The following is a 25,852-nucleotide window of genomic DNA, read 5'->3' on the forward strand; positions in this document are numbered from 1 at the left end:
TGACCCTTCTCACCGTATTTCCGGCTGGTGAACGGGAACGAACCAGGACGTGATCGCCGTATCCGGTCCGAGGTCGCCGGCCCGCGTGGTCGGGGCGCTCGCGATCACGCAGACGGCCGGCTACGGCGTGCTCTACTACGCGTTCTCGGTGTTCATCCCGCCGATGGCCCGCGACCTGCGGACCGGGGTCGCCCAGCTCACCGGCGCGATCACGGTGTCGGTGCTGGTGTCCGCGCTGGTCGCGCCCTTCGTCGGACGCCTGCTCGACCGGCACGGCGGGCGCGCGCTGATGACGGCCGGATCGCTGCTGGGCGGGCTCGCGGTGCTCGCCTGGTCGCAGGTGCGCACCGTGACGCAGCTCTACCTGGCGTGCGCGGCGCTCGGGATCGCCTCGGCCATGGTGCTCTACGAGGCCGCCTTCGCGGTGATCGTCGCCGGTTTCGACCCGGCCCGGCGGGCGCGCGCGCTGCTCGCCGTGACGGTGGTGGCCGGGTTCGCCTCCAGCATCTTCCTGCCGCTGACGGGGTTCCTCGTGGACCGGTACGGCTGGCGGCAGGCGCTGGTCGTCCTGGCCGCCGGGTACACGCTGACGGCCGTGCCGCTGCACGCGCTGGCCGTGCGGGGGCGGGGGACGTCCGCGCCGCCGGCCCGGCGTCGCGCGATCGTCGGCTCCGCGCTGCGCGAACGGCCGTTCTGGCTGCTGGTGGCCGCCTTCCTGGCCCAGACGGGCGCGGTGGCGGTCATGGGGGTGCTGCTGGTGACGTACCTGATCGCGCTCGGGCATCCGCCGTTATTCGCGGCGAGCGTGGCCGGGCTGCTCGGCGTGTTGTCGGTGACCGGGCGGCTGGTCACGACGGGGCTGCAGAGCAGGTGGCCGGTGGCGCTGGTCACGGCGGTGATGTTCGCCGTCCAGGGGGTGGCCGCGCTGCTGCTGCCGCTGGCGGGCGACAGCGCGGCCGGGGCGGTGGCCGGAGTGGTGCTGTTCGGGCTGGGGTTCGGGGTGGCCACGATCGCCCGTCCCGCCCTGCTGGCCGACCGGTACGGCACGGCCGCGTACGCGACGCTGAGCGGCGCGCTCGCCCTGCCCGTCACGGTGTCCAAGGCCGTGGCCCCGCTGCTGTCGGCGGCGGTGGCGCAGGTCGCCGGATACCCGGCGGTGATGGCCTCGGTGGCGGCGGCCTGCGTGCTCGGAGCGCTCTCGCTGGTGGCCTACGATCGGTACGGGCGGGCGCCGGAGCGACAGGCCGCGTTGCCAGCCGAGCCGACCTGAGACCCGCGGTCCGCCGTCGGCGGAACTGACGGAACGTCGGCCGACGACCACGTAAGGTAGCCGCATGGATACCCCCACCGAGGCTCTCCACCGCGTCTTCGGTTACGACTCGTTCAGGGCGGGTCAGCAGGAGATCATCGACCACGTCGTCGGCGGCGGCGACGCGCTGGTGCTCATGCCCACCGGCGGCGGCAAGTCGCTGTGCTACCAGATCCCCGCGCTCGTACGCCCCGGGGTGGGGGTCGTCGTCTCGCCGCTGATCGCGCTCATGCAGGACCAGGTCGATGCGCTGCGCGCGCTCGGCGTGCGGGCCGGTTTCCTCAACTCCACCCAGGACTTCGACGAGCGCCAGCTCGTGGAGGCGGAGTTCCTGGCCGGCGAGCTCGACCTGCTCTACCTCGCCCCCGAGCGGCTGCGCGTCGAAGCCACGATGCGGCTGCTGGCCAAGGGCGAGATCTCGTTGTTCGCCATCGACGAGGCCCACTGCGTGGCGCAGTGGGGCCACGACTTCCGCCCCGACTACCTCGCCCTGTCGGAGCTGCGCGAGCGCTGGCCGCAGGTGCCGCGCATCGCGCTGACCGCCACCGCCACCCCGGCCACCCACGCCGAGATCTCCACCCGGCTCGGCCTCGACCAGGCCCGCCATTTCGTGGCCGGCTTCGACCGGCCCAACATCCAATACCGCATCACGTCCAAGAGCGACCCCAAGCGGCAGCTCCTCGACTTCCTGCGCACCGAGCACCCGGGCGACTCCGGCATCGTCTACTGCCTGTCGCGCTCGTCGGTGGAGAAGATCTCCGCGTTCCTGACCGACCACGGCATCGCCGCGGTGCCCTACCACGCGGGCCTCGACGCCCGCACCCGCGCCGCCCACCAGTCCCGCTTCCTGCGGGAGGACGGGCTGATCGTGGTGGCCACCATCGCGTTCGGCATGGGCATCGACAAGCCCGACGTGCGTTTCGTCGCCCACCTCGACCTGCCCAAGTCGGTCGAGGGCTACTACCAGGAGACCGGCCGCGCCGGGCGCGACGGCCTGCCCGCGACCGCCTGGATGGCCTACGGCCTGCAAGACGTCGTCCAGCATCGACGCATGGCCCTGGAGGGCGACGAGGCCCACCGCCGCCGCCAGGTCCTCCACCTCGACGCGATGCTGGCGCTGTGCGAGACCGCCGGCTGCCGCCGGGTCATGCTGCTCGACTACTTCGGGCAGAAGGGCGCCGAACCCTGCGGCAACTGCGACACCTGCCAGAGCCCGCCCGAGTCCTGGGACGGCACGATCGCCGCCCAGAAGGTGCTGTCCACCGTGCTGCGGCTGAAGCGGGAGCGCGGCCAGAAGTTCGGCGTCGGGCAGGTGGTCGACATCCTGCTCGGCAAGAAGACGGCCAAGGTGCTCCAGCACGGCCACGACTCGCTGTCCGTCTTTGGCGTGGGCACCGACCTGGGCAACGCCGAGTGGCACGGCGTGGTCCGGCAACTGCTGGCGCAGGGCCTGCTCGCGGTGGAGTCCGACCACGGCACGCTGGTGCTCACCGACGCCAGCGCCGACGTGCTGCGCGGGCAGCGGGAGGTGCCGTTGCGCCGCGACACGGCCCGTCCGGCGTCGCGGGCGTCCAGGTCGTCGTCCGGGTCGTCCGGGGCGAAGGGCCAGCCGGCCGCCGAGCTGCCCGCCGAGGCGGTGCCGCTGTTCGAGCGGCTGCGGGCCTGGCGGGGCGCGGTCGCCAAGGAGCAGGGCGTGCCCGCGTACGTCATCTTCCACGACGCCACCCTGCGGGAGATCGCCACGTCGTCGCCGTCCTCGCTGGCGGAGCTGAGCAGGGTCAACGGGGTCGGGGAGAACAAACTCGCCAAATACGGAGAGCAGGTCCTGGAGGTGGTCGGGGCGGCGGGCGCCGAAGACGCCTGACGCCGTCCCGGTCAGCTCTGTCCGGCTCCGCTTGGCGTTGGGCGGGCCACGGTTCGGGGTGATGGCGACGGCCGCACGAAGAACGGTCGTCGCCATCACGCTGGCCGACCTGGTCGAGGCGCGTGGCCCGCGACCGGCCGGACGGATGCCGGGCCCCGGTGTCCCTCTTTGATCGTACGGGGTGCCGCCGCCGGGTGGGGGGCCGGTCATGCCGTCAGTTCGGGTCGCGGCCGAGGTAGGCGAGAAGGTGGTCCTGCGCGGTGCCCAGCGGGGGCGGCCGCAGCCGGGCGGCGAACCGGAACGGGCGGTCCTCGTCGGTGACGAAGAGCTGGGCCAGGTCCAGCAGCTCTTCGGCGAGGGCGTGCGGGATCGGGCGGCGTTCGCCGCAGGCCCGCGCGATGTCCCAGCCGTGCACGGTGATCTCGATGGCGCCCGCCGCGGCCACCATCGGCGTCGTCATGGGCACGTTCCCCACCGCGATCATCCCGGCCCGGATCGTGCCCGTCCACGTGCCGAGCACCTCCGTCGCGCCGTCCCTGAGCAGCAGCGCCGGGTTCCCGGACGCCGGCCCGCCGACCGGCACCGGCCTGCGGGCGGTGGCGATGCGGCCGAGCGCGGCCTCGTTCAGTGCCTCGAAGGAGTCCTGCATGTGGTCCAGGAGCTCCTGGAGGTTCCAGCGGGAGCACGGGGTGGGCCGGCACAGGACGTGTGGGCTCACCACGCGCAGGCTGCCCAAGGTGTAGTGGATGGCCCGCTCCAGCAACGCCACCCCTGCCGTCAACGCCCGTGCCCGTTCGTCCATGTCGCCTCCTCGATACATACAGACCTTGAGGGAAGCGGAAAATCATCGGCCCTGGCGACGATGTGCCGTTCACGCCCGGCGGGCAGAGCGGATGGGCGGGGCCCTCCAGCGGTCGCCGGCGGCGGCACGATGGCGCCGTCCGGGGGGCGCCGGGAGGAGCGCGAGTGCGGGCTTCTGGTGCGGCGGCCGGATCGTCCTGGATCGGCAACGAGCGGGTGCCGCTGGTCGGGCCTGGTGCTCCCCCGTTGGAACCTTTCGAGCGGGTGGGGGGTAGGTGAGGGCATGAGGAAGATGGCGGTGGTTGCGGTGGCGGCGCTTCTGGCGGGGGCCGGGTGTGCGACGGCCGGGGGTTCCGGGACGGCGACGGGGGCAAGTGGCGGCGCCGGGTCCTCGTACGGAGGTGAGGGCGGCGCCGGGCCCTCGTACGGAGGTGAGGGCGGCGCCGGGTCCTCGTACGGAGGTGAGGGCGGCGCCGGGTCCTCGGTGAGCGCGTCTTCGGGCATCACGCCGAGCGGAGACGGGAGCGGGCCCTCAAGCCCGACCGCCGACGCCACTCCGCCCGCCGCCTCCGGCCCGACCGCCGACGCCACCCCTACCGCCGACGCCACCCCTACCGCCGCCTCCGGCCCGAGCACCGGCGCCGGCCCCCTCCCTGGCCCGAGCCTGACCCCCACCGCCACCCTGAGCATCGACGCCCGCCCGAGCCCTGGTACCGGTGGCGGGAGGGGGAGGTCGAGTGCGGGGGTGAGGTGCCGGGGGGCGTTGGTGGGTGGCGGGAGTGGGTTTCCGGAGGTGCGGGGGGTGTCGGCGGACGCCGAGGTGTGGGGGTTGTTGTTCGTGTCCGGGCTGCCGCTTCGCCGGCAGGAGACCATCAAGATCGTGTGGCGGATGACCGGGGACGGGCCGCTGACGGTCAGGGCGTCCCTTCCTGACGGCACCGCCGCCCGTCTCGCCTGGGGGCCAGAGGAGCACAGCGGGTCGTCATGGCACCGGCCGGGAGACGAGTGGGGCACCGGGCTCGTCTTCCCCAAGCCCGGCTGCTGGAAGATCGAGCTCAGCCGCGCCCACGGCAAGGGTCACCTCTGGCTACCGGTCGCCCAACAGCCCCCGACACCCCGCCGCACGAACCACCGCTGACTTCCAGCCACCCGCCACGCGAACCACTGTTGACGTCCGGCCCCCACCGCACGGGCCACCGCTGATGTCGGGCCCCTCGCCGCGCGAACCACCGCTGACGTCCGCCCACCCGCCACGCGAACCACCGCTGACGTCCGCCCACCCGCCACGCGAACCACCGCTGACGTCCGCCCACCCGCCACGCGAACCACCGCTGACGTCCGGCCCCTCGCCGCACGCGCCGCCCTGGCTACCGGTTGGCCAGCGCCCGGTCCACGAAGGTCTGGACGTCGGTGAGGACCTCGTCCCGGTTGGTCTCGTTGAAGACCTCGTGGCGGGCGCCGGCGTAGATGCGTTCGGTCAGGTCGGTGCCCTTGACCGCCGCCACCCCGGCCCGACTGCCGTCCAGCGGTACGAGCTGGTCGTCGTCGCCGTGCACCCACAACGTGGGCAGGGCGCCGAACGTGCCGCCCTTGGCGATCGTGTCCAGCATCGTGGCGAACGCCTCCACCGTGGCCCGCTTGAACGGCCCGTGCCAGACCAGCGGGTCGTCGGCGTACGCCGCCCCCACCGACGGATCGCGGGAGAGCGTGGCCGGGTCGATGGGGACGTCGGGCAGCTCGTCGAGCGCCATCAGCGCGGGGATGACCGCCCACTCGCCGATCACCGGGCCCGACAGCACCAGCGCGGTCAGGCCCTCGGCGTAGCGCTGGGCGTACCGGGCGGCGATCATGCCGCCCATGGAGTGGCCGATCAGCACGACCGGGACGCCCGGGTGGTCGGCTCGGGCACGCTCCTCGACGGTGTGCACGTCGGTGACGACGTCCTCGAAGTCCTCGACGAGCACGCGTTCGCCCGCCGACCTGCCGTGGCCCATGTGGTCGAGCCCGTAGACGGCGGCGCCGTGCCGGACGAGACGGTCGGCGACGTACTCGTAGCGGCCGATGTGCTCGCCGTATCCGTGGACCAGGAGGGCGAGGTAGCGGGGCCGGTCGTGCGGCCATTCGCGGACGACGTTCAGCCCCCGCGTGCCGGTGAAGGTGTGCTCTCTCGACTCGGCCATGAACTTCCTCTCCCATCCAGCCACGACGTCCGAAAACCGCTGACTTCCGCGGGCGCGCCGGTGTTGTAGAGAGTATGGACATCCACACCACCATCGACAGTCCGCTGGGCGAGATTCTGCTCGTCGGCGACGGCGCGGGACGGCTGACCCGCGTGTCGTTCGACGTGGGCGCGCCACCCGGACGCCGGGAGCCGGCCGCGTTCGAGGAGGCCGAACGGCAGCTCGGCGAGTACTTCGCGGGCGGGCGCACCTCGTTCGACCTGCCCCTGGCCGCCCGCGGGACGGCGTTCCAGCAGCAGGTGTGGGCGCAGGTGGCGGCGCTGCCGTACGGGACGACGACGAGCTACGGCGAGCTGACCGCCCGCGCCGGCGTGGCGCGGGACCGGGTCCGCGCGGTCGGCGCCGCGATCGGCGCGAACCCGCTGCTCGTCGTGGTCCCCTGCCACCGGGTGGTCGCCGCGGACGGCGCGCTGACCGGCTACGCGGGCGGCCTGGAACGCAAATGCGACCTGCTCACCCTCGAAGGCGTCCTGCAGCCGCAGCTCTGGAGCGTGTCGTCATGACGCCGCAGGTCGAAGGGGCCGACTGGGAGCGGCTGGCCGGGGAGCTCGACGCCCACGGCTGCGCGCTGACGCCCAGGCTGCTCTCGCCCGGGGAGTGCGCGGAGATCTCCGGCCTGTACGACGAGGCCGGCCGGTTCCGCTCGACGGTCGACATGGCCCGTCACCGGTTCGGCTCCGGCCAGTACCGGTACTTCCGCCGGCCGTTCCCGCCGCTGGTCGAGGAGTTGCGGGCGGCGTTCTATCCCCGTCTGCTGTCGATCGCCCGCGACTGGGCGGCCCGGCTGGGGCAGCCCGCGCCCTGGCCGGACGACTTCGGCGAGTGGCTGGACATGTGCCACGCGGCGGGACAGACCAAGCCGACCCCCATCCTGCTGCGCTACCGGGAGAACGACTGGAACGCGCTCCACCGCGACCTGTACGGCGACCTGGTGTTCCCGCTGCAGGTCGTCATCGGGCTCGACCGGCCCGGCGAGGACTACACCGGGGGCGAGTTCCTGCTGGTGGAGCAGCGGCCGAGGGCCCAGTCGCGCGGCACGGTGACCACGCTGCCGCAGGGTCACGGGCTGATCTTCACCACCCGCGACCGGCCGGTGCGCTCCTCGCGCGGCTGGTCGGCCTCGCCGGTGCGGCACGGGGTCAGCACCGTGCGTTCGGGGCTGCGGCACACCCTCGGCCTGGTCCTGCACGACGCGACATGACGGACCGGCGAACAACCGAGCGCACGACCGAGCGCACGGCCGAGCGCGCAACCGAGCGACCGGACGAACAGACGGCCGGGCGACCGGACGGACGGACGGCCGAGCTGGAGGCGCTGCTCGCCCTCGTCCGGGCCCAGCGCCCACGGGCAGGCGCCGTCGTCGTCGGCCACGGCCGGGACGGCGCCCGCCTGGCCGAGGCGTTCGCCGGCGCCTGGGACGGGACGGTGCTCGCGGTGGTCGCCTGGCCGGAGACGGCGGCGTCGTGGCTGCGCCAGGCCAGACGGTTCACGGCGGGTGAACCGGACGCCTGGGTGGTCGCGGGCGCGCCGGCCGGATGGGCCGGGATGAGCGAGCGCCTGCGCCGCAGCACCGACTGGGATCCGCGCCGGACGTACGGTTCGGCGGCCACGGCCCGCGCGGTCGCCCTGGCCGCTCCTGGGACACTGGAAGGCATGCGCGGAGCCGACACCGACGGCACAACATGGCGAATAGGCCGAAACCTGATATATCGGGACCCGAGATGATCCCTCTACCCATGCGGGAGATCGCCCCGGGCGCGGTGCACGTCCCCGGCTGGCTGTCCCTCGCCGAGCAGCAGGACCTGGTGCGCGCCTGCCGGGCGTGGGCGACCGGCCCGGTGCCGATCCGGCACACCGTGCTGCCCGGCGGCGGCGTGATGTCGGTGCGGACGGTGTGCGTCGGCTGGCACTGGCAGCCGTACCGGTACACGCGTCTGGCGCACGACGTGAACGGGCGGCGGGTCGCCGCGTTCCCCACGTGGCTCGGCGACCTCGGCCGCCGCGCGCTGGCCGACGCCTACGGCCGCCCGGACGACGGCTACGACCCCGACACCGCGCTGGTCAACTTCTACGACGGCCAGGCCAGGATGGGCATGCACCAGGACAAGGACGAGCGCTCCGACGCCCCGGTGGTGTCGCTGAGCGTCGGCGACACGTGCCTGTTCCGCTTCGGCAACACCGAGACGCGCGGGAAGCCGTACACCGACGTGGAGCTGGCCTCGGGTGACCTGTTCGTGTTCGGCGGCGCGTCCCGCTTCGCCTACCACTGCGTGCCGAAGGTCTACCCGGGCACCGGCGACCCGGCCACCGGCCTGGCCGCCGGGCGCCTCAACGTGACGATGCGGGTGACGGGTCTTCGATGAAGTAGTCGAACTGGTCGTCGGTGAGGGTGCGGCGCAGGATGCGCAGGACCTTGCCCGGGTCGTCGTGCGGGCCCGGGGTGTAGAAGGGCTTGCCGTCGCGGCCGAAGGTGATGGCCGAGCCGCCCTCCCACTTGCCCAGCAGGTCGCTGACGGGCGAGAAGTCCTCGTGGGGCTCGAAGCCGAGGGTGCGGGCGTAGTCGATCGAGCCGAAGACCAGGTGCTGGGCCAGCTCGATCGGCACCTCCTGGTAGCCCGCGTACTCGCCGAAGAAGTACTCGCGGAACCTGCGCAGGTCGCGCTCGTCGAGCACGTCCGGGCCGATGGTGTTCTTGATGCCGAGGCAGTAGACGTCGGCGAGGTAGCCGGCGACGGTCATCCGGTCCCAGGTGTGGCGGCGGGCGACCAGCACGCACACCATGCCGCCGGCGCCGGACTCCGGGGCCTCGTCGACCCAGCCCTTGGCCGGGTCGACGCCCAGCCCGGCGCTCCAGCCGACGTTCATCCAGCAGCCGACCACCTCGGGCTCGGCCGACGTCACGTTCTCGGCGGCGATGGCGCGCACGAGGGGCGCGACGACCGACGGCGACACCTTGAGCGCCCGGGCGATCTCCTTGGGAGACCTGCCCTGGGCGCGCAGCTCGCGTACCTGATCCTTCAACTCCACACGCGGCAGCCTAGCGCCCGGCGTCCCGTCAGGCGGACAGGTCGCGGGCGAGCCACGCCAGGAGCCGGGGCAGCCGGGCCTCCCCGTCCGGCTCAGCCGACGGACGAGGTCACGGTGTCCACGTGCTTCTGGCCGACCGAACGTCCCGACACCAGCACGAGGTCGAGCGCGCGCAGGTCGGCCAGGCGGTCGAGCGGGTTGCCGCGGACCGCGATGACGTCGGCGCGCTTCCCGGCCTCCAGGCTGCCGGTCTCGGCCCCGGCCCCGCACGCCTCGGCGGCGCGTACGGTGGCCAGCTCGACGATCTCCGCGTTGCCGAACCCGGCCTCGGCGAAGACCTCCAGCCCCGAGACGTAGTCGTCGGTGCGCTTGTCGAGCCCGGCGATGGCGAACCCGGTGTCGGTCCCGGCGACGAGCCTGATCCCGGCCTCGCGCATGGCGGCGAGGTTGCCCAGCCAGCGGTCCATCGGCTCGGCGCCGACGAGCGCGCGCAGGTTCCAGAACTGGCCGTGCACGGTCGGGCACACGTACGTGCCGCTCGCGGCGATGCGGTCGGCCAGCCGCGCGTCGTAGGCCGGGCCCGCCGGGGTGTGGAACGTGCAGTGCTCGATCGTGGTGACCCCGGCCTCCAGCGCGTTGCCGATCGACTCGGGGGCGTGGGCGTGGGCCGCGACGGTCTTGCCGCGCGTCGCGGCCTCCTCCACGGCGGCCCTGATCAGCGCGGCCGGGTACTGGGCCCGCCAGCTCGGCACCGAGCCGGGCGACATCTCGCCGCCCGAGGCCATCACCTTGAGGCAGTCGGCGCCGGCCCGCAGGTTCTCCCTGGCCACCCGCCGGACGGACGGCTCGTCGTCGGCCTCGCCGCCCATGTACCAGCAGTGGCCGCCGGTGACCGTGATCGGCCGGGTCGCGGCGATCAGGTGGGGGCCGACGGCGAGGCCGCTCTCGATCGCGTCGCGCAGGGTGAGGTCGAGGAAGTCGCGTCCGCCGAGGTCGCGGGCCGTGGTGACGCCCGCGGAGACGAGCTTGCGGGCGTTCTCGGCCATGCGCAGCAGCAGGTGGCCGTCGCTCACGGCGCTGCGCCGGGTCACCGGGTCGACCGTGCCGTCGAACCCGAGGTGCACGTGCGCGTCGACGAGGCCGGGCAGCAGGGTGTGGCCGGGCAGGTCGAGCGTCTCGGCGGCCTGGCCCGCGCTGCCGCGGGGGCCCACCGAGACGATGCGCGAGCCGTCGATCAGCACTTCGCCGTTCGTGATGACCTCTCCGGGACGCCCGGTGAGCACCGTGCCGGCACGGATGATCCGCATGCCCTCCACAGTGCCACACGCGGCCCCGCCGCGCCCGCCCCCCGCCGGGTGCCGGAGACCCGACCCCAATTGATAGGAAGGTTTACTTATTACGGCATGATGGCCGTCCATGTGGACGCGCGACTTCGTGCTCTTCTTCACCGCCCGCACGGTGTCGATGCTGGGCTCGGCGATGATGCCGGTGGCCACCGCGCTCGGCATGCACGACGCCGGTTACGGCGCCACCGGCGTCGGCCTGGCGCTGGCCGCCTGGATGGTGCCGATGGCCGGGCTCATCCTGTTCGGCGGCGTGCTCATGGACCGGTTCACGCCCCGGCGCATGATGGTCGGCGCCGACCTGGCCAGGACGGCGACGCAGGCCGGCACGGCGGCCCTGTTCGTGCTGGGCCGGCCGGAGTTGTGGCAGGTCGTGGCGCTGTCGGCGGTCGCCGGAGCGGCGGCCGCCATGTACACGCCGGGCGTCGCGGGCACCATCTCCCGGGTCGCGGCCGACGTGCAGCGCGCCAACGCCACCCTGCGCATGTCCGAGGCGATCATGCAGTTGCTCGGGCCGGGGCTGGCCGGGGCGCTGGTCGGGCTGGCCGGGGTGGGCGTGGTGTTCGCCGCCGACTCGGCCGGGTTCGCGATCAGCGCGGTGTGCCTGCTGCTCATGCGGGTGCGGGTGGCGGGCTCCGGCGAGGAGCCGGTGCTGGTGCGGCTGCGCGAGGGCTGGCGGGAGTTCCGGTCGCGCACGTGGATGTGGAGCGTCATCCTGATCTGGGTGGTCTTCGGGATCACCCTGTTCGGGCCGCTGATCCCGCTGGGCTCGGTGGTGGTGACCGACGCGTACGGGCAGACCGCGTACGGGCTGGTGATGTCGGCGAGCGGGGCGGGGACGATCGTGGGCGGCCTGGTGGCGCTGCGGATCAGGCCGGCCATGCCGCTGGCGGCGGGCGGGATCGGCATGTTCCTGTTCGCGCTGGAGCCGCTGAGCTTCGCGGCCGGCCTGCCGCTCGGCGTGATCATGGCCTGCCACGTGGTGGGCGGCGCTGGGTGGGCGTTCTGGTCGGTGATGTGGGCGACGAGCGTGCAGACGCTGGTGCCGGCCGAGGCGCTGAACCGGGTCAGCGCGTACGAGATCGGCGGCTCGACCATGTCGCTCCCGATCGGCCAGGCGCTGGCCGGGCCGGTGGCCGCCGTGGTGGGCTCCCGCGAGGTGCTGGGCTTCTCCGCGCTGGTCACGGTCGTCGGCTGCCTGGTGCTGCTGTCCCTGCGGCCGGTGCGGCAGATCACCGTAAGGCCGCGGGAAGAGGATCGTAAGGCCGCTCCCGCATCGTAGAGGCATGACAACGACGCAGACCGCGCAGTACGAGATCGTCCGCACCTTCGACGCCCCCCGCGAGGACGTCTACGCCGCCTGGACCGAGCCCGAGCGTTTCTCCCGCTGGTTCGGCCCGCGCATGCTGGCCACGCCGGTCGGCCGGATCACCCTCGACGCCCGTCCCGGCGGCCGGTGGCGCGCGACGCTCGTCGGCGAGGAGGGGTTCGAGGCGACGCTGGAGGGCTCCTACCGCGAGGTGCAGGCGCCCGCCCGGCTGGTGTTCACCACCGGCGACCCCGACAACCCCGGCGACGGCCCGGCCTCGGTCGTGACGCTCGACCTGCTCGACCGGGACGGCGGCACCGAGATGCGCTTCCACCAGTTCGGCGTCAACACCGACCAGGAGCACGCCGAGCAGGCCAGGGCCGGCTGGGACGAGTTCTTCGACCGCCTGGCCGAGCATGTCGCACGCTGACCCTCGACACGCTGACCCCCGACGACACGCTGAACCTCGGCATGCTCAGCCTCAGAACAGGCCGAGGGCGTCGTCCAGCTTGTACGTGCCGCCCCGCTCGTACGCCGCGGCGAAGGCGCGCTCACCGAGCGCGTCCCGGACCCGTGCCGTGACCCGCTCCTCCTCCGCGCGTTCGGCGGCGTTGGCCGGGGTCTGGATCTGCTCGCGGATCGCGGCGGCCAGCCCCAGCAGCACCGCCGCCCGCTCGGTCGGCCCGGCCGCCGACGCCGCGCCCGCGACGCACGCCGCCGCCGTGCGCGGGTCGCCGACCCTGATCGCCGCGGCCAGCGCCTCCCGGTGCAGCTCCAGGGCGGCGGCCGGGTCGCCGCGCTGCTCGGTGAGGTGGCCCAGCTCGACCAGCAGGTCCGGCAGGTGCAGCGGCGGCTCGACGGCGGGGTCGCGCGGCAGGCCCGCCAGCAGGTGGTGCAGGTGCGACTCGGCCAGGTCGAGCAGCCCGGCGCGGCGCGCGGCGAAGGCCAGGCCCATCTCGGCCATGGTCTCGCCGATCTTGTAGCCCTGGCCGAGCGCCAGCTTCAGCGCCCGTCCGCACAACTCCATGGCCTGGTCGTACGCGCCGCCGTGCAGCGCCGTCCAGCCCAGCCAGGCGGTGCGCCCGGCCACCTCGGGCCACAGGCCGAGCTCCTCGGCCATGCGCAGCCCCTCGGCGAACAGCCGCCGCGCCCGCTCGTGGTCGCCGGCCATCTCGGCCGCGCCTGCCAGCCATTCGGTGGCCTGCAACATGCCCCAGCGGTCGCCCAGCTCGCCGAACAGCCGCGCGCTCTCCCCCGCGTCGCGCTCCAGCGCCTCGGTGTCGCGCATGGTGAACGCGTCGCGCGCCTGCCTGGCCAGCGCGACGGCGACGCCCCACGTGTCGCCGAGAGCACGGCAGGCGGCCAGCGCCCGTCCGGTCAGCTCCTGGCCGGTGACCATGTCGGGCACGCTCATTCCGGCGAACAGCTCGGCCCTGGCCCGCTCGCCCGGGTCGGCGACGCGCTCCAGCAGCGGCTCCCACGCGACCTGCTCGCCCAGCAGGAGCGCGAACCCGGCGTGCCAGGCCGCCGCCCGGTGCCTGGCCGGACCGTCCGGCCCCGCGACGGCCAGCGCCGCGCCCAGCGAGCGCCTGCCCTCGGCCAGCCGGCCGCGCAGGAACCAGTACCAGGCCAGCGCGTTGACCAGGCGCGCGGCGGTGTCGGCGGCCCCCTCGGCGATCGCGGTGTCCAGCGCGGCCCGCATGTTGGCCGACTCGGCGTCCAGGCGCAGCAGGCGGTCCCGCTGCTCGCCGCCGTACAGGCCGGGTTCGGCCGCGACGGCCAGCTCCAGGTAGTGGCGCAGGTGGGCGCGGCGCACGTCGGCCAGCTCGCCGGCGTCGGCCAGACGGCCCACGCAGTACTCCGACACCGACTCCAGCAGCCGGTACCTGACGCCCGTCGTGCTCTCGGCGACCACCACGAGCGAGCGGTCGACCAGCCGGGCCAGCAGGTCGAGCACGTCGAGCCCCGGCTCGGCGCACACCGCCTCGGCCGACTCCAGGGTGCAGCCGTCGGCGTGCACGGCCAGGCGGCGCAGCACCACCCGTTCCTCGTCCGACAGCAGGTCCCAGCTCCAGTCGATCACGGCGGTGAGCGTCTGCTGCCGGGCGGGCGCGCCCCTTCGCCCGGACGCCAGCAGCCTGAACCGGTCGTCCAGCCGGTCCACCACCCCCTGGACGCCCAAGGCCCGCACCCGCGTCGCGGCCAGCTCCAGGGCCAGCGGAATGCCGTCGAGCCGCCGGCAGAGCTGGGCCACCGCCTGCGCGTTTCCCGCCTCCAGCGCGAACCCGCGGGCCGAGGCGGCCGCCCTGGCGACGAACAGCCGGACGGCGTCCGAACGGGCCATCTCCGCCAGGTCCGTGCCCGCCGGCAGGTCGAGCGGCGGGACGCTCCACAACACCTCGCCGTCCACGCCGAGCGGCTCCCGGCTGGTGGCCAGGACGGTCAGGCCCGGCACCGCGGCCAGCAGCGCGTCGACCACATCGGCGACCTGCTCGACCACGTGCTCGCAGTTGTCCAGCACGAGCAGCACGCGCCTCGGCCGCAACGCCGCGGCCAGCCGTTCGCGCACGTCGCCGCCCGACGGGTCCTCCCGGATGTCCAGGGCGGCCATGATCGCCTCGGCGGGCGAGTGGGTGGCCGCGTCGAGCGCGACCAGCCAGGCGCCGTCGGCGAAGCCGTCCAGCAGCCGGTGCGCCGCCTCCAGCGCCAGCCTGGTCTTGCCGACCCCGCCGGTGCCGGTGAGCGTCACCAGCCGCTCGGCGGCGACCAGCGAGCAGACCTCGGCCAGCGCCTCGTCCCTGCCGACGAGCTTGCTGACGGACGCGGGCAGGTTCGTGGTGGGCCGCTCGGCGGGCAGGCTCAGCGCCGGGTCCTGGCCCAGGATCGCCTGGTGCAGCGCGACCAGCTCAGGGCCGGGATCGAGGCCCAGCTCGTCGGCCAGGCGCTCGCGCAGCTCGGCGAAGCTCGCCAGGGCGTCGCTCTGCCGTCCGGCCCGGTAGAGGGCGCGCATGTGCACGGCGCGCAACCGCTCCCGCAGCGGATGCCGGGCCACCAGGTCGCCCAGCTCGCCCACGAGCAGCCCGTGCTCGCCCAGTTCCAGCCGGGCCTCGGCGCGCTGCTCCAGCGCCGTCAGCCGCTGCTCCTCCAGCCGGACGATCGCCGACCTGGTGTACTCCTCGTCGGCGAAGTCGGCGTACGCCGCCCCCCGCCACAGCGCCAGGGCGTCGGCCAGCAGCCCCGCCCTGGTCCGCGGGCTGTCGGCGGCCTCGGCGCGGGTCAGCAGGCCGGCGAAGCGGTCCGCGTCGAGCGCGCCGGGATCGGTGCGCAGCAGATAGCCGGGCGCCCGCGAGACCACCAGGTTCTTGCCGCCCGGCTCGGCGTCCTCCAGAGCCTTGCGCAACTGGGAGACCCGCACCTGGAGCGCGCCCGCCGGGTTGCCCGGCGGCTCCTCGCCCCACAGGTCCTCCACCAGCCGGTCGGCCGAGACCGGATGTCCCTCGTGCACGAGCAGGTCGGCGAGCAGCGCCCGGACCTTGAGCCCGGGGATCGTCACGGGCTCCCCCGCATCGGTCCACACGGCCAGCGGCCCCAGCACCCCAAATCGCATGTCCGTCACCTTATGCGCCGCCGTAAGTCCTCGAGAAGCGCACCGGAAGCGCCCTCCGGCACGGTGAGATCGACGAAAGGGGAAACGACATGAAGACCGGCACCCTCGCTGGACGGCGTGAATGGACGGGGCTCGCGATCCTCGCCTCGGTGGCCCTGCTGCTCTCCGTCGACCTGAGCGTGCTCTACCTGGCGCTGCCGCACCTGAGCGCCGGGCTCGGCGCCTCCGCGCCGCAGCAGCTGTGGATCCTGGACATCTACTCGTTCATGCTGGCCGGGTTCCTGGTGACGATGGGGACGCTGGGCGACCGGATCGGGCGGCGCAGGCTGCTGCTGATCGGCTCGGTGGCCTTCGCCGCGGCCTCGGTGGCCGCCGCGTACTCGGTGAACGCGGAGATGCTCATCGTGTCGCGGGCGCTGCTCGGCGTCTCGGGGGCGACGCTGCTGCCGTCGTCGCTGGCGCTGATCCGCACGATGTTCACCGACGGCCGGCAGATGGGCACCGCGATCGGCCTGTGGTACGGCTGCTTCATGCTCGGCATGGCGGTCGGCCCGCTGGTGGGCGGGCTGCTGCTGGAGCACTTCTGGTGGGGGTCGGCGTTCCTGATGGGCGTGCCGTTCATGGCGGTCGTGCTGGTCGCCGGACGGCTGCTGCTCCCCGAGTACCGCGACCCGAACGCCGGCCGCCTCGACCCGGCCAGCGTGGCGCTGTCCCTGGCGACCATCCTGCCGGTCGTCTACGGGCTGAAGGAGGTCGCGCGCGGCGGCTGGCAGCCCGTCCCCCTGATCGCGATCGCCGCCGGGACGGCCTTCGGCGTGGTGTTCGTCAGGCGGCAGCGCAACCTCGCCAGCCCGCTGCTGGACCTGCGGCTGTTCGGCAACCGGGCGTTCGCGGCGACGCTGGGCATCATGTCGCTCGGCGGGATCGTCATGGCCGGGACCACGCTCATGACCACCCAGTACCTGCAGACCGTGGCGTCGTTGTCGCCGCTGGGCGCCGGGTTGTGGCTGGTGCCGCAGAACCTGGCGATGATCGTGGCCCTGTCGGTCGCGCCGCGGCTCGCCGCCCGGATCGGCACCGCGTACGTGATGGCCGCCGGGCTCGCGCTGGGCGCCGTCGGGCTGTTCCTGCACACGCAGGTCCCCAGCGTGGGCGGGACCGGGCTGGTCGTCACCGGGCTGGTCCTGGCCTCGGCGGGCATCGCGCTGCCGATGGGCGCGGGCAACAGCGTGATCATGACGGCCGCGCCCGCCGAGAAGGCCGGCTCGGCGGCGTCGCTGACCGAGACGAGCGGCGAGTTCGGGGTGGCGGTCGGGGTGGCCGCGCTCGGCAGCCTCGGCACGGCCGTCTACCGCGGGCGGCTCCCCGAGCACCTGCCGGTGGAGGCCGTGCGGGAGAGCATCGGCGCGGCGGTGACCGCCGCCAAGGACCTGCCCGGTCTGCTGGACGTGGCGCGGGCGGCGTTCACGGCGGGGCTGAACACGGTGGGGGCCGTGAGCGCGGTGGTCTTCGCGGGGCTGGCCGTCTTCGCCCTCCTCACCCTCCGCCACCACCGCCCGACGCCCTGACCCCCTCCTGCCCTCTCGCCCTCTCCTTGTCCCCTGACCGCCCTCTCGCCCTCCTTGTCCCCTGACCGCCCTTCAGCCCTCTTTGCCCGCTGACCCCCCTCCAGCCCCTTTGCTCGCTGACCGCCGGCCTGGCCGGCGGTCCTTTGCCGTTCCGGGCATGCCGTTCGTACGCCCGGTCAGCCGGACGGCGGCGCCTTCCTGGCCGAGCCGCGGTAGCCGGCCGCGTCGTAGCGGCGTTCGTTGTCGGCCAGCTTGGCGGTCGCCGCCGCCACCAGATCGACCCCCAGGACGTCGGCCAGCCGGACCAGGTACAGGGTCACGTCGCCGAGCTCGGCGCGGATGCGGGCGAGCGTGTCGGGGTCGGGGCTCGCGGACTCCTCGGCGGTCAGCCACTGGAACTCCGCGACCAGCTCGCCCGCCTCCCCCGCCAGCGCCATCGCCAGGTTCTTCGGCGTGTGGAACCTCTCCCAGTCGCGGGCCCGCACGAACTCCCGCAGCCGTACGGCCAGCCCTTCCAGCTCCTCGCTCACGCCACCCGACCCTACTGGCCCGCCGGCCGATCCATCACGACCGGTGATGACAGTCCGGGCGAACCCCGTCTAATTCCCCGGCGACCCTTCGACCGCGCCGACCCGGACTTCGCGATGGTCGAGATCCGCCGCCTCGGCGGCGCCCTGGCCACCGCTCCGGACGTCCCGAACACGATCGACCACCGCACGGCCGCCTACAGCCTGACCACGATCGCCTTCGCGGGCACGCCCACAGGCCCCCGCCCCGGCCGCCGAGGCGTACACCCATCCACCTGGACCAGACTCACCTCCCTCAAAACCACCCACGGCCCCGAGAACCTGTTCCTCTGACAGGCACCGCCAGGCCGCAAGCGCCCATTTGACGCCCTCACGCGAACGAAACGCACGCCAGACGGCTTCAAATGGGTAGGGTGATCCTGACAAGGGAGACACCGTGCTTCTCAACTTCCGGTTGGCCAACGTCCTGTCGTTTCGTGACGATCAGCGTCTCTCACTGATCGCGACGGAGCTGAACGACGGCACCGCCCGCCCCATCCCGGTCCGGGAGGGAGGGCGGCCGCTGTCCGTGCTCCCGGTCCTGGGGATCTACGGAGCCAACGCCTCGGGAAAGACCAACACGCTCGCCGGCCTGCGGCTGATGCGGCAGGCCGTGCTGCACTCGGTGGCGTGGATCAGCGAGGAGAAGCCGACCCGCCGGATCCCCTTCGCGCTCGACCCGAGCTGCGCGGACGAAGACTCCTTCGTCGAGATCGACCTCGAACTGGCGGGCGTCCGCTACACCTACGGGTTCGAGCTGGACGACGAACGCGTCCACGCCGAATGGCTGCACGCCTACCCCAAGGGCCGGCGCCAGGTCTGGTTCGACCGCGACGGCGACGACATCCGCTTCGCCGGGGAAGGGCTGCGCGGCGAGAAGCAGGACCTGGCGCGGAAGACCCGCCCGGACTCCCTCTTTCTCACGGTGGCCGCCGAGTGGAACAACGAGCAACTGCTGCCCGTGTTCGAGTGGTTCCGCGACAATCTGTGGCTGATCAGCCCCGAACAGGACCTGCCCCAGCGCCAGGAGTTCACCAAGGCCAGAGCCCTTGCGGACGAACGGTTCAGGGCTCAGGTCGGCCGCCTGCTGACCCGGGCCGACCTCGGCATCGTCGGTTTCGACGAGGCCGCCCTGGCACGTGGTGACGTCCGGCTGCTCCACCGCGCCGGCGATCACACGGCCTCTCTGGACTTCGCGCACGAGTCCATGGGCACGCGCGCCTGGTTCGCGATGCTGGGGCCCCTGATGGAGGCGTTCCAGCAGGGCACCACGGTGCTCGTGGACGAACTGGACGCCAGCCTGCACCCCGCACTCGCGGCCGAGGTGATCAGGATGTTCGAGGACCCCGAGGTCAACGCGCGAGGGGCACAGATGGTGTTCACGACGCACGACGCGTCGCTGCTGCGTCCGCTCGCGGGCGGGGAACGGATCCTGGACCGGGACGTGGTCTGGATGGCGGAGAAGGACCCCAGGGGCTCGACGGAGCTGTATCCGCTGTCGAGCCTGCGTCCACCGCCCCGTCCGAACGAGAACCTCGAACGCGGCTGGCTGCTCGGCCGCTTCGGCGGCGTACCACGGGTCGCCCCCGGCGAGCTGGCACGCGAGGCGGGAGAGGCCCTCGCATGAGCCCCGACAAGGTCAGGAAGAAGCGCCAACGCGGCTCCAGCCTGACGGCACAGCCGCCGCCCCGCGCCGCGAATCGCATCTTCTACGCGGTCGCCGAAGGCGCGGTGACCGAGTACGACTACCTCACGATGCTGCAGAACGCGTTCTCCCGGCAGTGCTCGTTCCGCATCGACATGCCGAAGTACCGGCCCGACGACATGAAACCGTGGAAGGTCGCCCAGCGCGCCCTGACCGTGGCCGAGGAAGACGCTCTTCGACCGGACAACGAGCAGTACGCGGAGATCTGGGCACTCTTCGACCGTGACCAGCATGGTGACCTCGACGCCGCCCTGAACGCGCTCAAGGAGCACCGCAAGATCAGAGTCGCCCTGTCCCATCCGTCCTTCGACTTCTGGCTCTACCTGCACTACGGCCTCTACGACCAGCCGCAGGACGGCCGCAACCACCAGATCCACCAGTTGTTGTCACAGCGGCCCGGCTTCGCGGGGTTCGGGCCGAGGGACAAGAGGATCACCAAAGCGCGCGCCGATCACCTCATGCCACGCCTCAAGACCGCGTTCGACAATGCGCGAAGCCTGGAGAGGCGCTGCGCTTCCGGCGAGTGCTCCCATCCGCGAGGCCCCGAGCCACGTTGCGGGCTCATCGATCAGGATCCGTCCAGCGGGATGTGGCGCCTTCTGGAGAGCCTCGGCATCCCGCCGTTCCTCTGAGGCGGCCGGAGAGACGGGCTCGGCGAGCGCGCAATGAGCAGCCGCACAGGTGACCAGAGCCGTCGAGCAGGCGGGCGTGAAAAGGTCTCGCAGGTCAACCCGTGGGGGGCCAAGGCGCCGGAGGCGCGGGGGGGGGTGCGCCGGAGGCGCCAGAAGAAGGGCGCCTGAGCCCGGAGGGCGAAGACCGCTCAGGCCGGCCCCACCGCTCAGGCCGGGTCCCACCGCTCAGGCCGGGCGGTTCTGGCCCACCCCGTCACTCCACCGCGGCCGTGCTCTCGCGGACGATCAGTTCCGTAGCCAGTTCCACCCGTTTCGTCTCCGGCACCTCGCCCTTCCCCATCCCCAGCACCGTACGGGTGGCCAGCGCCGCCATCTCCTGCAACGGCTGGCGCACGGTCGTCAGCGGCGGCCAGGCCGACTTCGACAGCGGCAGGTCGTCGAACCCCACCACGCTCAGATCCTCCGGAACGCGCAACCCCCGCTGCCGGGCGGCCTCGAACACGCCGAACGCCATCAGGTCGCACCCGGCGAAGATGGCCGTGGGCGGTTCGTCCAGTGACAGGAGTTCGTGGCCCTGGTCGTGGCCCGAGTCGACGAGGAAGGTGCCGCGCCGAACGAGTTCGGGGGCGAGCGGCACGCCGGCCGTCTCCAGGGCGGCCCGGTAGCCGTCGACGCGGGCCTGGCTGCACAGCATGTCGGCGGGGCCGCTGATCATGCCGATCCGGCGGTGGCCGAGTTCGAGCAGGTGGCGGGTGGCGGCCAGGCCGCCGTTCCAGTTGGTGGCGCCGACCGAGACGATGCCGGGGGCCGGCTCGCCCTCGGGGTCGACCACCACGAACGGCAACGACCGCGCGCTGAGCTGGGCCTGCACGCCGGTGGACAGGCGCGAGGCGACGATCACCACGCCGTCGGTGCGGCGGGCGGCCAGTCGTTCGAGCCAGTCGCGGCCGGGACCGGCGTGGGTGTGCAGCACCGAGATGACGACGCTGGCGCCGGCCTCGTGGGCCGCGCTCTCCGCGCCGCGCACGATCTCCATGGCCCACGGCGACTCGATCTCGGCGAACACCAGGTCGACCAGGCCGGCGGGGGTGTCGTCCTGGCTGACGCGCCGCTGGTAGCCGTGTTCCTGGAGCAGCCGTTCGACCTTGTGACGGGTCGCCGGCGCCACCTCGGGCCGGCCGTTGATGACCTTGGAGACCGTGGGGATGGAGACTCCGGCCTCTTCTGCGATCAGTGCGATCGTCACGCGCCTCTTAGCTGACACGTTCGGGAGTGTATCCGAAAGTTTCGGACTGGGATCGCTCCCAAAACAGCTATTGACGCCCTCCACAGCACGTACCTATGCTCCGACCAACGAAATTATCGGGGGCTATACGAAACTTTCATACCGCTCGTGCCCGATGAAGGGACCCCTGGATGAAACGCGGTCTGATCCTCATGGCCACCGCCGTGCTCGTCGCCGGATGCGGCAGCGGCGGGAGTGGCGAGAACGGCGGGCAGCCCGGCGCCTCGCAACCCGGCCAGAAGCCCGCCAAGGTGACGCTGGAATGGTGGCACCTGTCCACCGCCGAACCGCTGAAGTCCCTGTGGGCGCAGCGGGCCAAGGACTTCGAGGCCGCGCACCCCGACGTCACCATCAAGGCGACGGTGCTGGAGAACGACGCCTACAAGGCCAAGCTGACCACGATCACCCAGTCGGGCAAGGCTCCCGACGTCTTCGTCACCTGGGGCGGCGGCGTGCTCAAGCAGCAGATCGACGCCGGCCTGGTCAAGGACCTCTCCGCCGACGTCGCGCCCGTGCTGGGCACGTTCACCCCCGCGGCGCTGAGCGCGTACCAGTTCGACGGCAAGACCTACGGGCTGCCGACGGACATCGGGCTGGTCGGCTTCTGGTACAACAAGAAGCTCTTCGCCAAGGCCGGCATCTCGGCCCCGCCCGCCACCTGGGCGGAGTTCCTCGACGACGTCAAGAAGCTGAAGGCGTCCGGCACCACCCCGATCGCGCTGGCCGGCAAGGAGAAGTGGCCGGGCCACTACTACTGGGCCTATCTGGCGATGCGCATCGCCGGCCTGCCCGCGCTCACGCAGGCGGGCGTGGACCACGACTTCACCAAGCCCGACTTCGTGGCCGCCGGGCAGCAGGTCAAGGCACTGGCCGAGCTCCAGCCGTTCCAGAAGGGCTTCCTCGGCGCGGGGTACGGCACCCCCGACGGGCAGGCGGCCACGGTCTCCAACGGCAAGGCCGCCATGGAGCTGATGGGCCAGTGGGCGCCCGCCGTGCAGAAGGACTCCGGCAAGGGCCTCGGCGACGACCTGGGCTTCTTCCCCTTCCCCGCGGTCGAGGGCGGCAAGGGCTCGATCGGCGACGCCTTCGGCGGCGGCAACGGCCTGTCGGTGGGCGCGGACGCGCCCCCGCAGGCCGTGGAGTTCGTGAAGTTCATGACGCAGATGGACCAGCACACCAAGGCCGTGGCGGCGGGCGGCGTGCTGCCGGTGCTCAAGGGCGAGGAGAGCGCGGTCAAGGACGCCAACCTCAAGCAGGTCGCGACCCTGCTGGCCGGGGCCTCCGGCTACCAGCTCTACCTGGACCAGGCCTACCCGCCGGCCGTCGGCCAGCAGGTCAACGACAGCGTGGCCGAGCTGATCGCCGGGACCAAGACGCCGGAGCAGATCGGCCAGGACATCAGCGAAGTGGCCAAGAGCGAATGACGACGCTGACCCGAGGGCGGGCGGCGGTCGCGCCGCCGGCCGCCGCCCCGCCGGGGCGGCGGCGCGGGCGCGCGGTGACGATCGCGCTGTTCCTGCTGCCCGCGCTGGTGCTCTTCCTGCTGCTGGTGGTGACGCCGATCCTGGTGGCGGTCTACGCCAGCGCGTTCAAGTGGAACGGGTTCGGCGGGCTGCCCACCCAGTTCGTCGGGCTGGACAACTTCACCAGGCTGCTGTCGTCCGGGATCTTCGCCACCGACCTGTGGCACCTGGTGGTCCTGGTGCTGTTGTCGGTGCTGGTCCAGCTCCCGTTCTCGCTGGCCGTGGCGATGCTGCTGAACCAGCGCATCCGGGGGCGGGCGGTCTACCGGCTGGTGTTCTTCGCCCCGTACGTGCTGTCCGAGGTGATCACCGGCGTGCTGTTCTCGCTGATCCTCGCGCCGGACGGCGGCATGGCCAACCAGCTGCTGTCGGTGTTCGGCCTGGAGTCGGAGTTCCTGGCCGATCCGGACACCGTGATGCCCGCGATCTTCCTGGTCATGACGTGGAAGTACTTCGGCTTCCACATGATGATCTACCTGGCCGGCCGGCAGGGCATCCCGGACGAGCTGATCGAGGCCGCGCAGATCGACGGCGCGACGTCCTGGGAGACGTTCCGGCACATCACGCTGCCGCTGCTCGGGCCGACGATCAGGATCAGCGTGTTCCTGTCGGTCATCTACACCATCCAGCTGTTCGACCTGGTCTGGATCCTCACCGGCGGCGGCCCGTCGCACTCCTCGGAGACGATGGCCGTCACCATGATGGAGTTCGGCTTCAAGCGCTCCCAGGTGGGTTACGCCAACGCGATCAGCGTCGTGATGTTCGCGCTCAGCCTCGTCTTCGCCCTCGTCTACCAACGTGTGGTGCTGCGCCGGGACCTGGAGGGAGCGACGACGTCCATGGGAGGCCGCCGATGAACCACGGAAGGCCGCCCGCGCGGCGGCGCCGGCCGACCCTGCCCCTGCACGCGATCGCCTGGCTCGTCGGCGCGTTCATCCTGGTGCCGATCGTGTACGCGCTGCTCGGCGGGTTCAAGAGCAACAGCCAGCTCTCGGGCAACCCCTTCGGCCTGCCCGACCCCTGGATCACCGCCAACTACACCGACGTGCTCGGCTCGGGGTCGTTCTGGCGGCAGGTGTGGAACAGCACGTTCATCGCGGTCGCCACGACCGTGGTGATGGTCGGGCTGGCGGCACTGGCCGCGTTCGTCTTCGCCAGGTTCGCCTTCCGGGGCAGGGAGGCGCTGTTCACGCTGTTCACCGCGGGGCTGATGTTCCCGTTCGCGGTGGCCATCCTGCCGATCTTCGTGCTGCTGCGCACGTTCGGGCTGCTGGACGACCCGCTCGGCGTCATCCTGACGCAGGCCGCCTTCGGGCTGCCGCTGACGATCATCATCCTGCGGGGCTTCTTCCGGAGCATCCCGGGCGAGATCGAGGAGGCCGCGATCATCGACGGCTGCTCGCCGTTCGGGTTCTTCTGGCGGATCCTGCTGCCGATGGCCCGCCCGGCCATGGCGACGGTCTCCGTGCTGGCCGTCGTGGGGAGCTGGAACAACTTCATGCTGCCCCTGGTGGTCTTCAGCGACGAGTCGAGCTGGACGCTGCCGCTCGGCATCCAGCAGTTCCAGGGCCAGTACGCCACCGACACCGCCCGCGTCCTCGCCTACCTGATCCTGGCCATGGTGCCGGCGCTCGGGTTCTACGCCATCGCTGAACGTCACCTGGTCGGTGGGCTCACCGCGGGTGCGACGAAAGGGTGAACATGCTCCACGTCTCAGGAAGCCGGCTCCTCACCCCCGAAGGCACGCCCGTCCGGCTCAGGGGGGTGGGCCTCGGGGGCTGGATGAACATGGAGAACTTCATCACCGGCTATCCCGCCAATGAGAGCTCGATGCGCGCGGCCGTGACCGGCGTGCTGGGCGAGGAGCGGGCCGAGCTCTTCTTCGACCGGCTGCTCACCTCGTTCTTCACCGAGAGCGACGCCGGGCTGCTGGCCGGGCTGGGCATGAACTGCGTGCGCATCCCGGTCAACTACCACCACTGGGAGTCCGACGACCGGCCCATGGAGATCGACCCGAGGGGCTTCCGGCACCTCGACCGGGTGATCGGCCTGCTGGGCGAGCGCGGCCTCTACAGCGTGATCGACCTGCACGCCCTGCCCGGCTCCCAGAACCAGCACTGGCACAGCGACAACCCCACGCACGTGGCGGCGTTCTGGCAGCACCGGCACTTCCAGGACCGGGCCGTGCACCTGTGGGAGGCGCTGGCCGACCACTACCGGGGGCATCCGTGGGTGGCCGGGTACAACGTGGTGAACGAGCCGGGCGACGTCTCGGGCAAGGTGGTCGGCCCGTTCTACGACCGGCTGGTCAAGGCCGTACGGGCCGCCGACCCCGACCACGTCCTGTTCCTGGACGGCAACACCTACGCCACCGACTTCTCGATGTTCCGGGAGATGTACGAGAACACGGTGTTCGTCATGCACGACTACGCCCTGGCCGGGTTCGCCCACGGCGGCCCGTACCCGGGGCTCACCAGGGGCGAGTGGTGCGACCGCGGCCAGCTGGAGGAGACCTTCGCCCGGCGGTCCCGGTTCCAGCGCGAGACCGGCACGCCGTTGTGGGTGGGCGAGTTCGGCCCGGTCTACACCGGCGACCCGGACCGGGACGCGCAGCGCTACCAGGTCCTGCGCGACCAGCTCGACATCTACGACGCCCACGAGGCGGGCTGGTCGCTCTGGACGTACAAAGACGTGGGCCTGCAGGGGCTGGTGCACGCGTCGGGGGCGTACCTGGACAGGTTCGGCGCGTTCATCGCCAAGAAGCGGCGGCTCGGCGCGGACCGGTGGGGCTCGACCATGGAGGAGTGCGCCGACGTGCTCGCCCCGCTGCACCGGCTGGTCGAGACCGAGTTCCCGGACTGGGCGCCCTACCCGTGGGGCGCCCGCTACCAGACCGACGACCTGATCAGGCACATCCTCCTCGCCCAGGCCCTGCTGCCCGAGTACGCCGGGCTGTTCGGGGGGCTCGGCGACGACGAGCTGCTGGCCCTGGCCGACTCGTTCACGCTGGAGCAGTGCGTACGGCGCGAGCCGCTGCTCGACCTGCTGGCCGGCAATCTCACTGGGTGACAAA

At 72.6% G+C, this 25,852-nt stretch carries 24 protein-coding genes; 17 read left to right on the forward strand and 7 right to left on the reverse strand.

The features are described 5' to 3' along the window. Nucleotides 1-49 precede the first annotated feature (49 nt). Nucleotides 50-1,270 (forward strand): MFS transporter, encoded by a 1,221-nt coding sequence (locus ACFYYW_RS07430; RefSeq protein ID WP_387646128.1) that lies wholly within the window; start codon nt 50-52, stop codon nt 1,268-1,270. Nucleotides 1,271-1,334: 64 nt separating this feature from the next. Further along, nucleotides 1,335-3,173, forward strand: coding sequence for a DNA helicase RecQ (gene recQ, locus ACFYYW_RS07435; protein WP_387646130.1), 1,839 nt, complete (start codon nt 1,335-1,337; stop codon nt 3,171-3,173). Nucleotides 3,174-3,387: 214 nt separating this feature from the next. Here recQ and ACFYYW_RS07440 read toward each other — a convergent pair whose 3' ends face one another. Next, nucleotides 3,388-3,975, reverse strand: a complete 588-nt coding sequence (locus ACFYYW_RS07440) for a TIGR03086 family metal-binding protein (protein ID WP_364416207.1) — start codon at nt 3,973-3,975, stop codon at nt 3,388-3,390. Between the two features lie 801 nt (nt 3,976-4,776). On the opposite strand from ACFYYW_RS07440, the gene ACFYYW_RS07445 reads away from it, so the two are divergent. Continuing rightward, nucleotides 4,777-5,112, forward strand: a complete 336-nt coding sequence (locus tag ACFYYW_RS07445) for a hypothetical protein (protein WP_387646133.1) — start codon at nt 4,777-4,779, stop codon at nt 5,110-5,112. Between the two features lie 229 nt (nt 5,113-5,341). On the opposite strand, the gene ACFYYW_RS07450 is transcribed toward ACFYYW_RS07445, so the two are convergent. After that, nucleotides 5,342-6,154, reverse strand: a complete 813-nt coding sequence (locus tag ACFYYW_RS07450; RefSeq protein WP_387646136.1) for an alpha/beta hydrolase — start codon at nt 6,152-6,154, stop codon at nt 5,342-5,344. A gap of 74 nt (nt 6,155-6,228) precedes the next feature. On the opposite strand from ACFYYW_RS07450, the gene ACFYYW_RS07455 reads away from it, so the two are divergent. Genes ACFYYW_RS07455 through ACFYYW_RS07470 form a run of 4 tightly spaced genes read left to right on the forward strand, consistent with a single transcriptional unit; the run spans nt 6,229 to nt 8,577 of the window. Beyond that, complete coding sequence (locus ACFYYW_RS07455) at nt 6,229-6,717, forward strand: methylated-DNA--[protein]-cysteine S-methyltransferase (RefSeq protein ID WP_387646139.1); 489 nt, start codon at nt 6,229-6,231, stop codon at nt 6,715-6,717. Then, complete coding sequence (locus ACFYYW_RS07460; RefSeq protein ID WP_387646142.1) at nt 6,714-7,415, forward strand: 2OG-Fe(II) oxygenase; 702 nt, start codon at nt 6,714-6,716, stop codon at nt 7,413-7,415. Before ACFYYW_RS07455 ends, ACFYYW_RS07460 begins: the two co-directional genes overlap by 4 nt. After that, on the forward strand, nt 7,412-7,939 hold the full coding sequence (locus tag ACFYYW_RS07465; RefSeq protein WP_387646145.1) for a hypothetical protein: 528 nt from the start codon (nt 7,412-7,414) through the stop codon (nt 7,937-7,939). The genes ACFYYW_RS07460 and ACFYYW_RS07465 overlap by 4 nt, the downstream gene beginning before the upstream one ends. After that, on the forward strand, nt 7,936-8,577 hold the full coding sequence (locus tag ACFYYW_RS07470) for an alpha-ketoglutarate-dependent dioxygenase AlkB family protein (RefSeq protein WP_387646148.1): 642 nt from the start codon (nt 7,936-7,938) through the stop codon (nt 8,575-8,577). The genes ACFYYW_RS07465 and ACFYYW_RS07470 overlap by 4 nt, the downstream gene beginning before the upstream one ends. On the opposite strand, the gene ACFYYW_RS07475 is transcribed toward ACFYYW_RS07470, so the two are convergent. Next, nucleotides 8,543-9,241, reverse strand: a complete 699-nt coding sequence (locus tag ACFYYW_RS07475) for a helix-turn-helix domain-containing protein (protein WP_352320058.1) — start codon at nt 9,239-9,241, stop codon at nt 8,543-8,545. The genes ACFYYW_RS07470 and ACFYYW_RS07475 overlap by 35 nt on opposite strands. Before the next feature lie 92 nt (nt 9,242-9,333). Then, entirely contained in the window at nt 9,334-10,548 is a 1,215-nt protein-coding gene (locus ACFYYW_RS07480; RefSeq protein WP_387646150.1) for an amidohydrolase family protein, read from the reverse strand. Nucleotides 10,549-10,657: 109 nt separating this feature from the next. On the opposite strand from ACFYYW_RS07480, the gene ACFYYW_RS07485 reads away from it, so the two are divergent. Continuing rightward, on the forward strand, nt 10,658-11,866 hold the full coding sequence (locus tag ACFYYW_RS07485; RefSeq protein ID WP_387646153.1) for an MFS transporter: 1,209 nt from the start codon (nt 10,658-10,660) through the stop codon (nt 11,864-11,866). 4 nt (nt 11,867-11,870) lie between these two features. Then, complete coding sequence (locus tag ACFYYW_RS07490; RefSeq protein WP_352320052.1) at nt 11,871-12,323, forward strand: SRPBCC domain-containing protein; 453 nt, start codon at nt 11,871-11,873, stop codon at nt 12,321-12,323. A gap of 51 nt (nt 12,324-12,374) precedes the next feature. On the opposite strand, the gene ACFYYW_RS07495 is transcribed toward ACFYYW_RS07490, so the two are convergent. Then, a complete protein-coding gene (locus ACFYYW_RS07495) occupies nt 12,375-15,500 on the reverse strand; it encodes a BTAD domain-containing putative transcriptional regulator (RefSeq protein WP_387646157.1) in 3,126 nt (1,041 codons plus the stop codon). A gap of 89 nt (nt 15,501-15,589) precedes the next feature. On the opposite strand from ACFYYW_RS07495, the gene ACFYYW_RS07500 reads away from it, so the two are divergent. Further along, nucleotides 15,590-17,068, forward strand: coding sequence for an MFS transporter (locus tag ACFYYW_RS07500; protein ID WP_387646160.1), 1,479 nt, complete (start codon nt 15,590-15,592; stop codon nt 17,066-17,068). 176 nt (nt 17,069-17,244) lie between these two features. Here ACFYYW_RS07500 and ACFYYW_RS07505 read toward each other — a convergent pair whose 3' ends face one another. Continuing rightward, complete coding sequence (locus ACFYYW_RS07505; RefSeq protein WP_387646163.1) at nt 17,245-17,598, reverse strand: nucleotide pyrophosphohydrolase; 354 nt, start codon at nt 17,596-17,598, stop codon at nt 17,245-17,247. 114 nt (nt 17,599-17,712) lie between these two features. Between ACFYYW_RS07505 and ACFYYW_RS07510 the strand changes: the two genes are divergently transcribed. From ACFYYW_RS07510 to ACFYYW_RS07520, 3 genes are all read left to right on the forward strand, one after another. Continuing rightward, nucleotides 17,713-17,928 (forward strand): hypothetical protein, encoded by a 216-nt coding sequence (locus ACFYYW_RS07510; RefSeq protein WP_387646166.1) that lies wholly within the window; start codon nt 17,713-17,715, stop codon nt 17,926-17,928. A 103-nt stretch (nt 17,929-18,031) separates the two neighbouring features. Beyond that, a complete protein-coding gene (locus ACFYYW_RS07515) occupies nt 18,032-19,261 on the forward strand; it encodes an ATP/GTP-binding protein (RefSeq protein ID WP_387646168.1) in 1,230 nt (409 codons plus the stop codon). Next, nucleotides 19,258-19,971, forward strand: coding sequence for an RloB family protein (locus tag ACFYYW_RS07520; protein ID WP_387646171.1), 714 nt, complete (start codon nt 19,258-19,260; stop codon nt 19,969-19,971). The genes ACFYYW_RS07515 and ACFYYW_RS07520 overlap by 4 nt, the downstream gene beginning before the upstream one ends. Nucleotides 19,972-20,224: 253 nt before the next feature. Here ACFYYW_RS07520 and ACFYYW_RS07525 read toward each other — a convergent pair whose 3' ends face one another. Next, nucleotides 20,225-21,235: a LacI family DNA-binding transcriptional regulator gene (locus ACFYYW_RS07525; RefSeq protein WP_352320041.1), complete on the reverse strand. Its 1,011-nt coding sequence runs from the start codon at nt 21,233-21,235 to the stop codon at nt 20,225-20,227. A gap of 152 nt (nt 21,236-21,387) precedes the next feature. Between ACFYYW_RS07525 and ACFYYW_RS07530 the strand changes: the two genes are divergently transcribed. From ACFYYW_RS07530 to ACFYYW_RS07545, 4 genes are read left to right on the forward strand one after another with little or no spacing between them, the layout of a single operon-like run. Then, nucleotides 21,388-22,680 (forward strand): extracellular solute-binding protein, encoded by a 1,293-nt coding sequence (locus tag ACFYYW_RS07530; RefSeq protein ID WP_387646173.1) that lies wholly within the window; start codon nt 21,388-21,390, stop codon nt 22,678-22,680. Beyond that, nucleotides 22,677-23,636 carry a carbohydrate ABC transporter permease gene (locus tag ACFYYW_RS07535; RefSeq protein WP_387646176.1) on the forward strand — a complete coding sequence of 320 codons (960 nt, stop codon included), beginning with the start codon at nt 22,677-22,679 and terminating at the stop codon, nt 23,634-23,636. Before ACFYYW_RS07530 ends, ACFYYW_RS07535 begins: the two co-directional genes overlap by 4 nt. Continuing rightward, nucleotides 23,633-24,478 carry a carbohydrate ABC transporter permease gene (locus ACFYYW_RS07540; RefSeq protein ID WP_352320035.1) on the forward strand — a complete coding sequence of 282 codons (846 nt, stop codon included), beginning with the start codon at nt 23,633-23,635 and terminating at the stop codon, nt 24,476-24,478. The genes ACFYYW_RS07535 and ACFYYW_RS07540 overlap by 4 nt, the downstream gene beginning before the upstream one ends. Nucleotides 24,479-24,480: 2 nt before the next feature. Further along, nucleotides 24,481-25,848: a glycoside hydrolase family 5 protein gene (locus tag ACFYYW_RS07545; RefSeq protein WP_387646179.1), complete on the forward strand. Its 1,368-nt coding sequence runs from the start codon at nt 24,481-24,483 to the stop codon at nt 25,846-25,848. Nucleotides 25,849-25,852 lie beyond the last annotated feature (4 nt).

The sequence above is a fragment of the Nonomuraea sp. NPDC001831 genome, from assembly GCF_042892035.1.
GTDB lineage: Bacteria > Actinomycetota > Actinomycetes > Streptosporangiales > Streptosporangiaceae > Nonomuraea.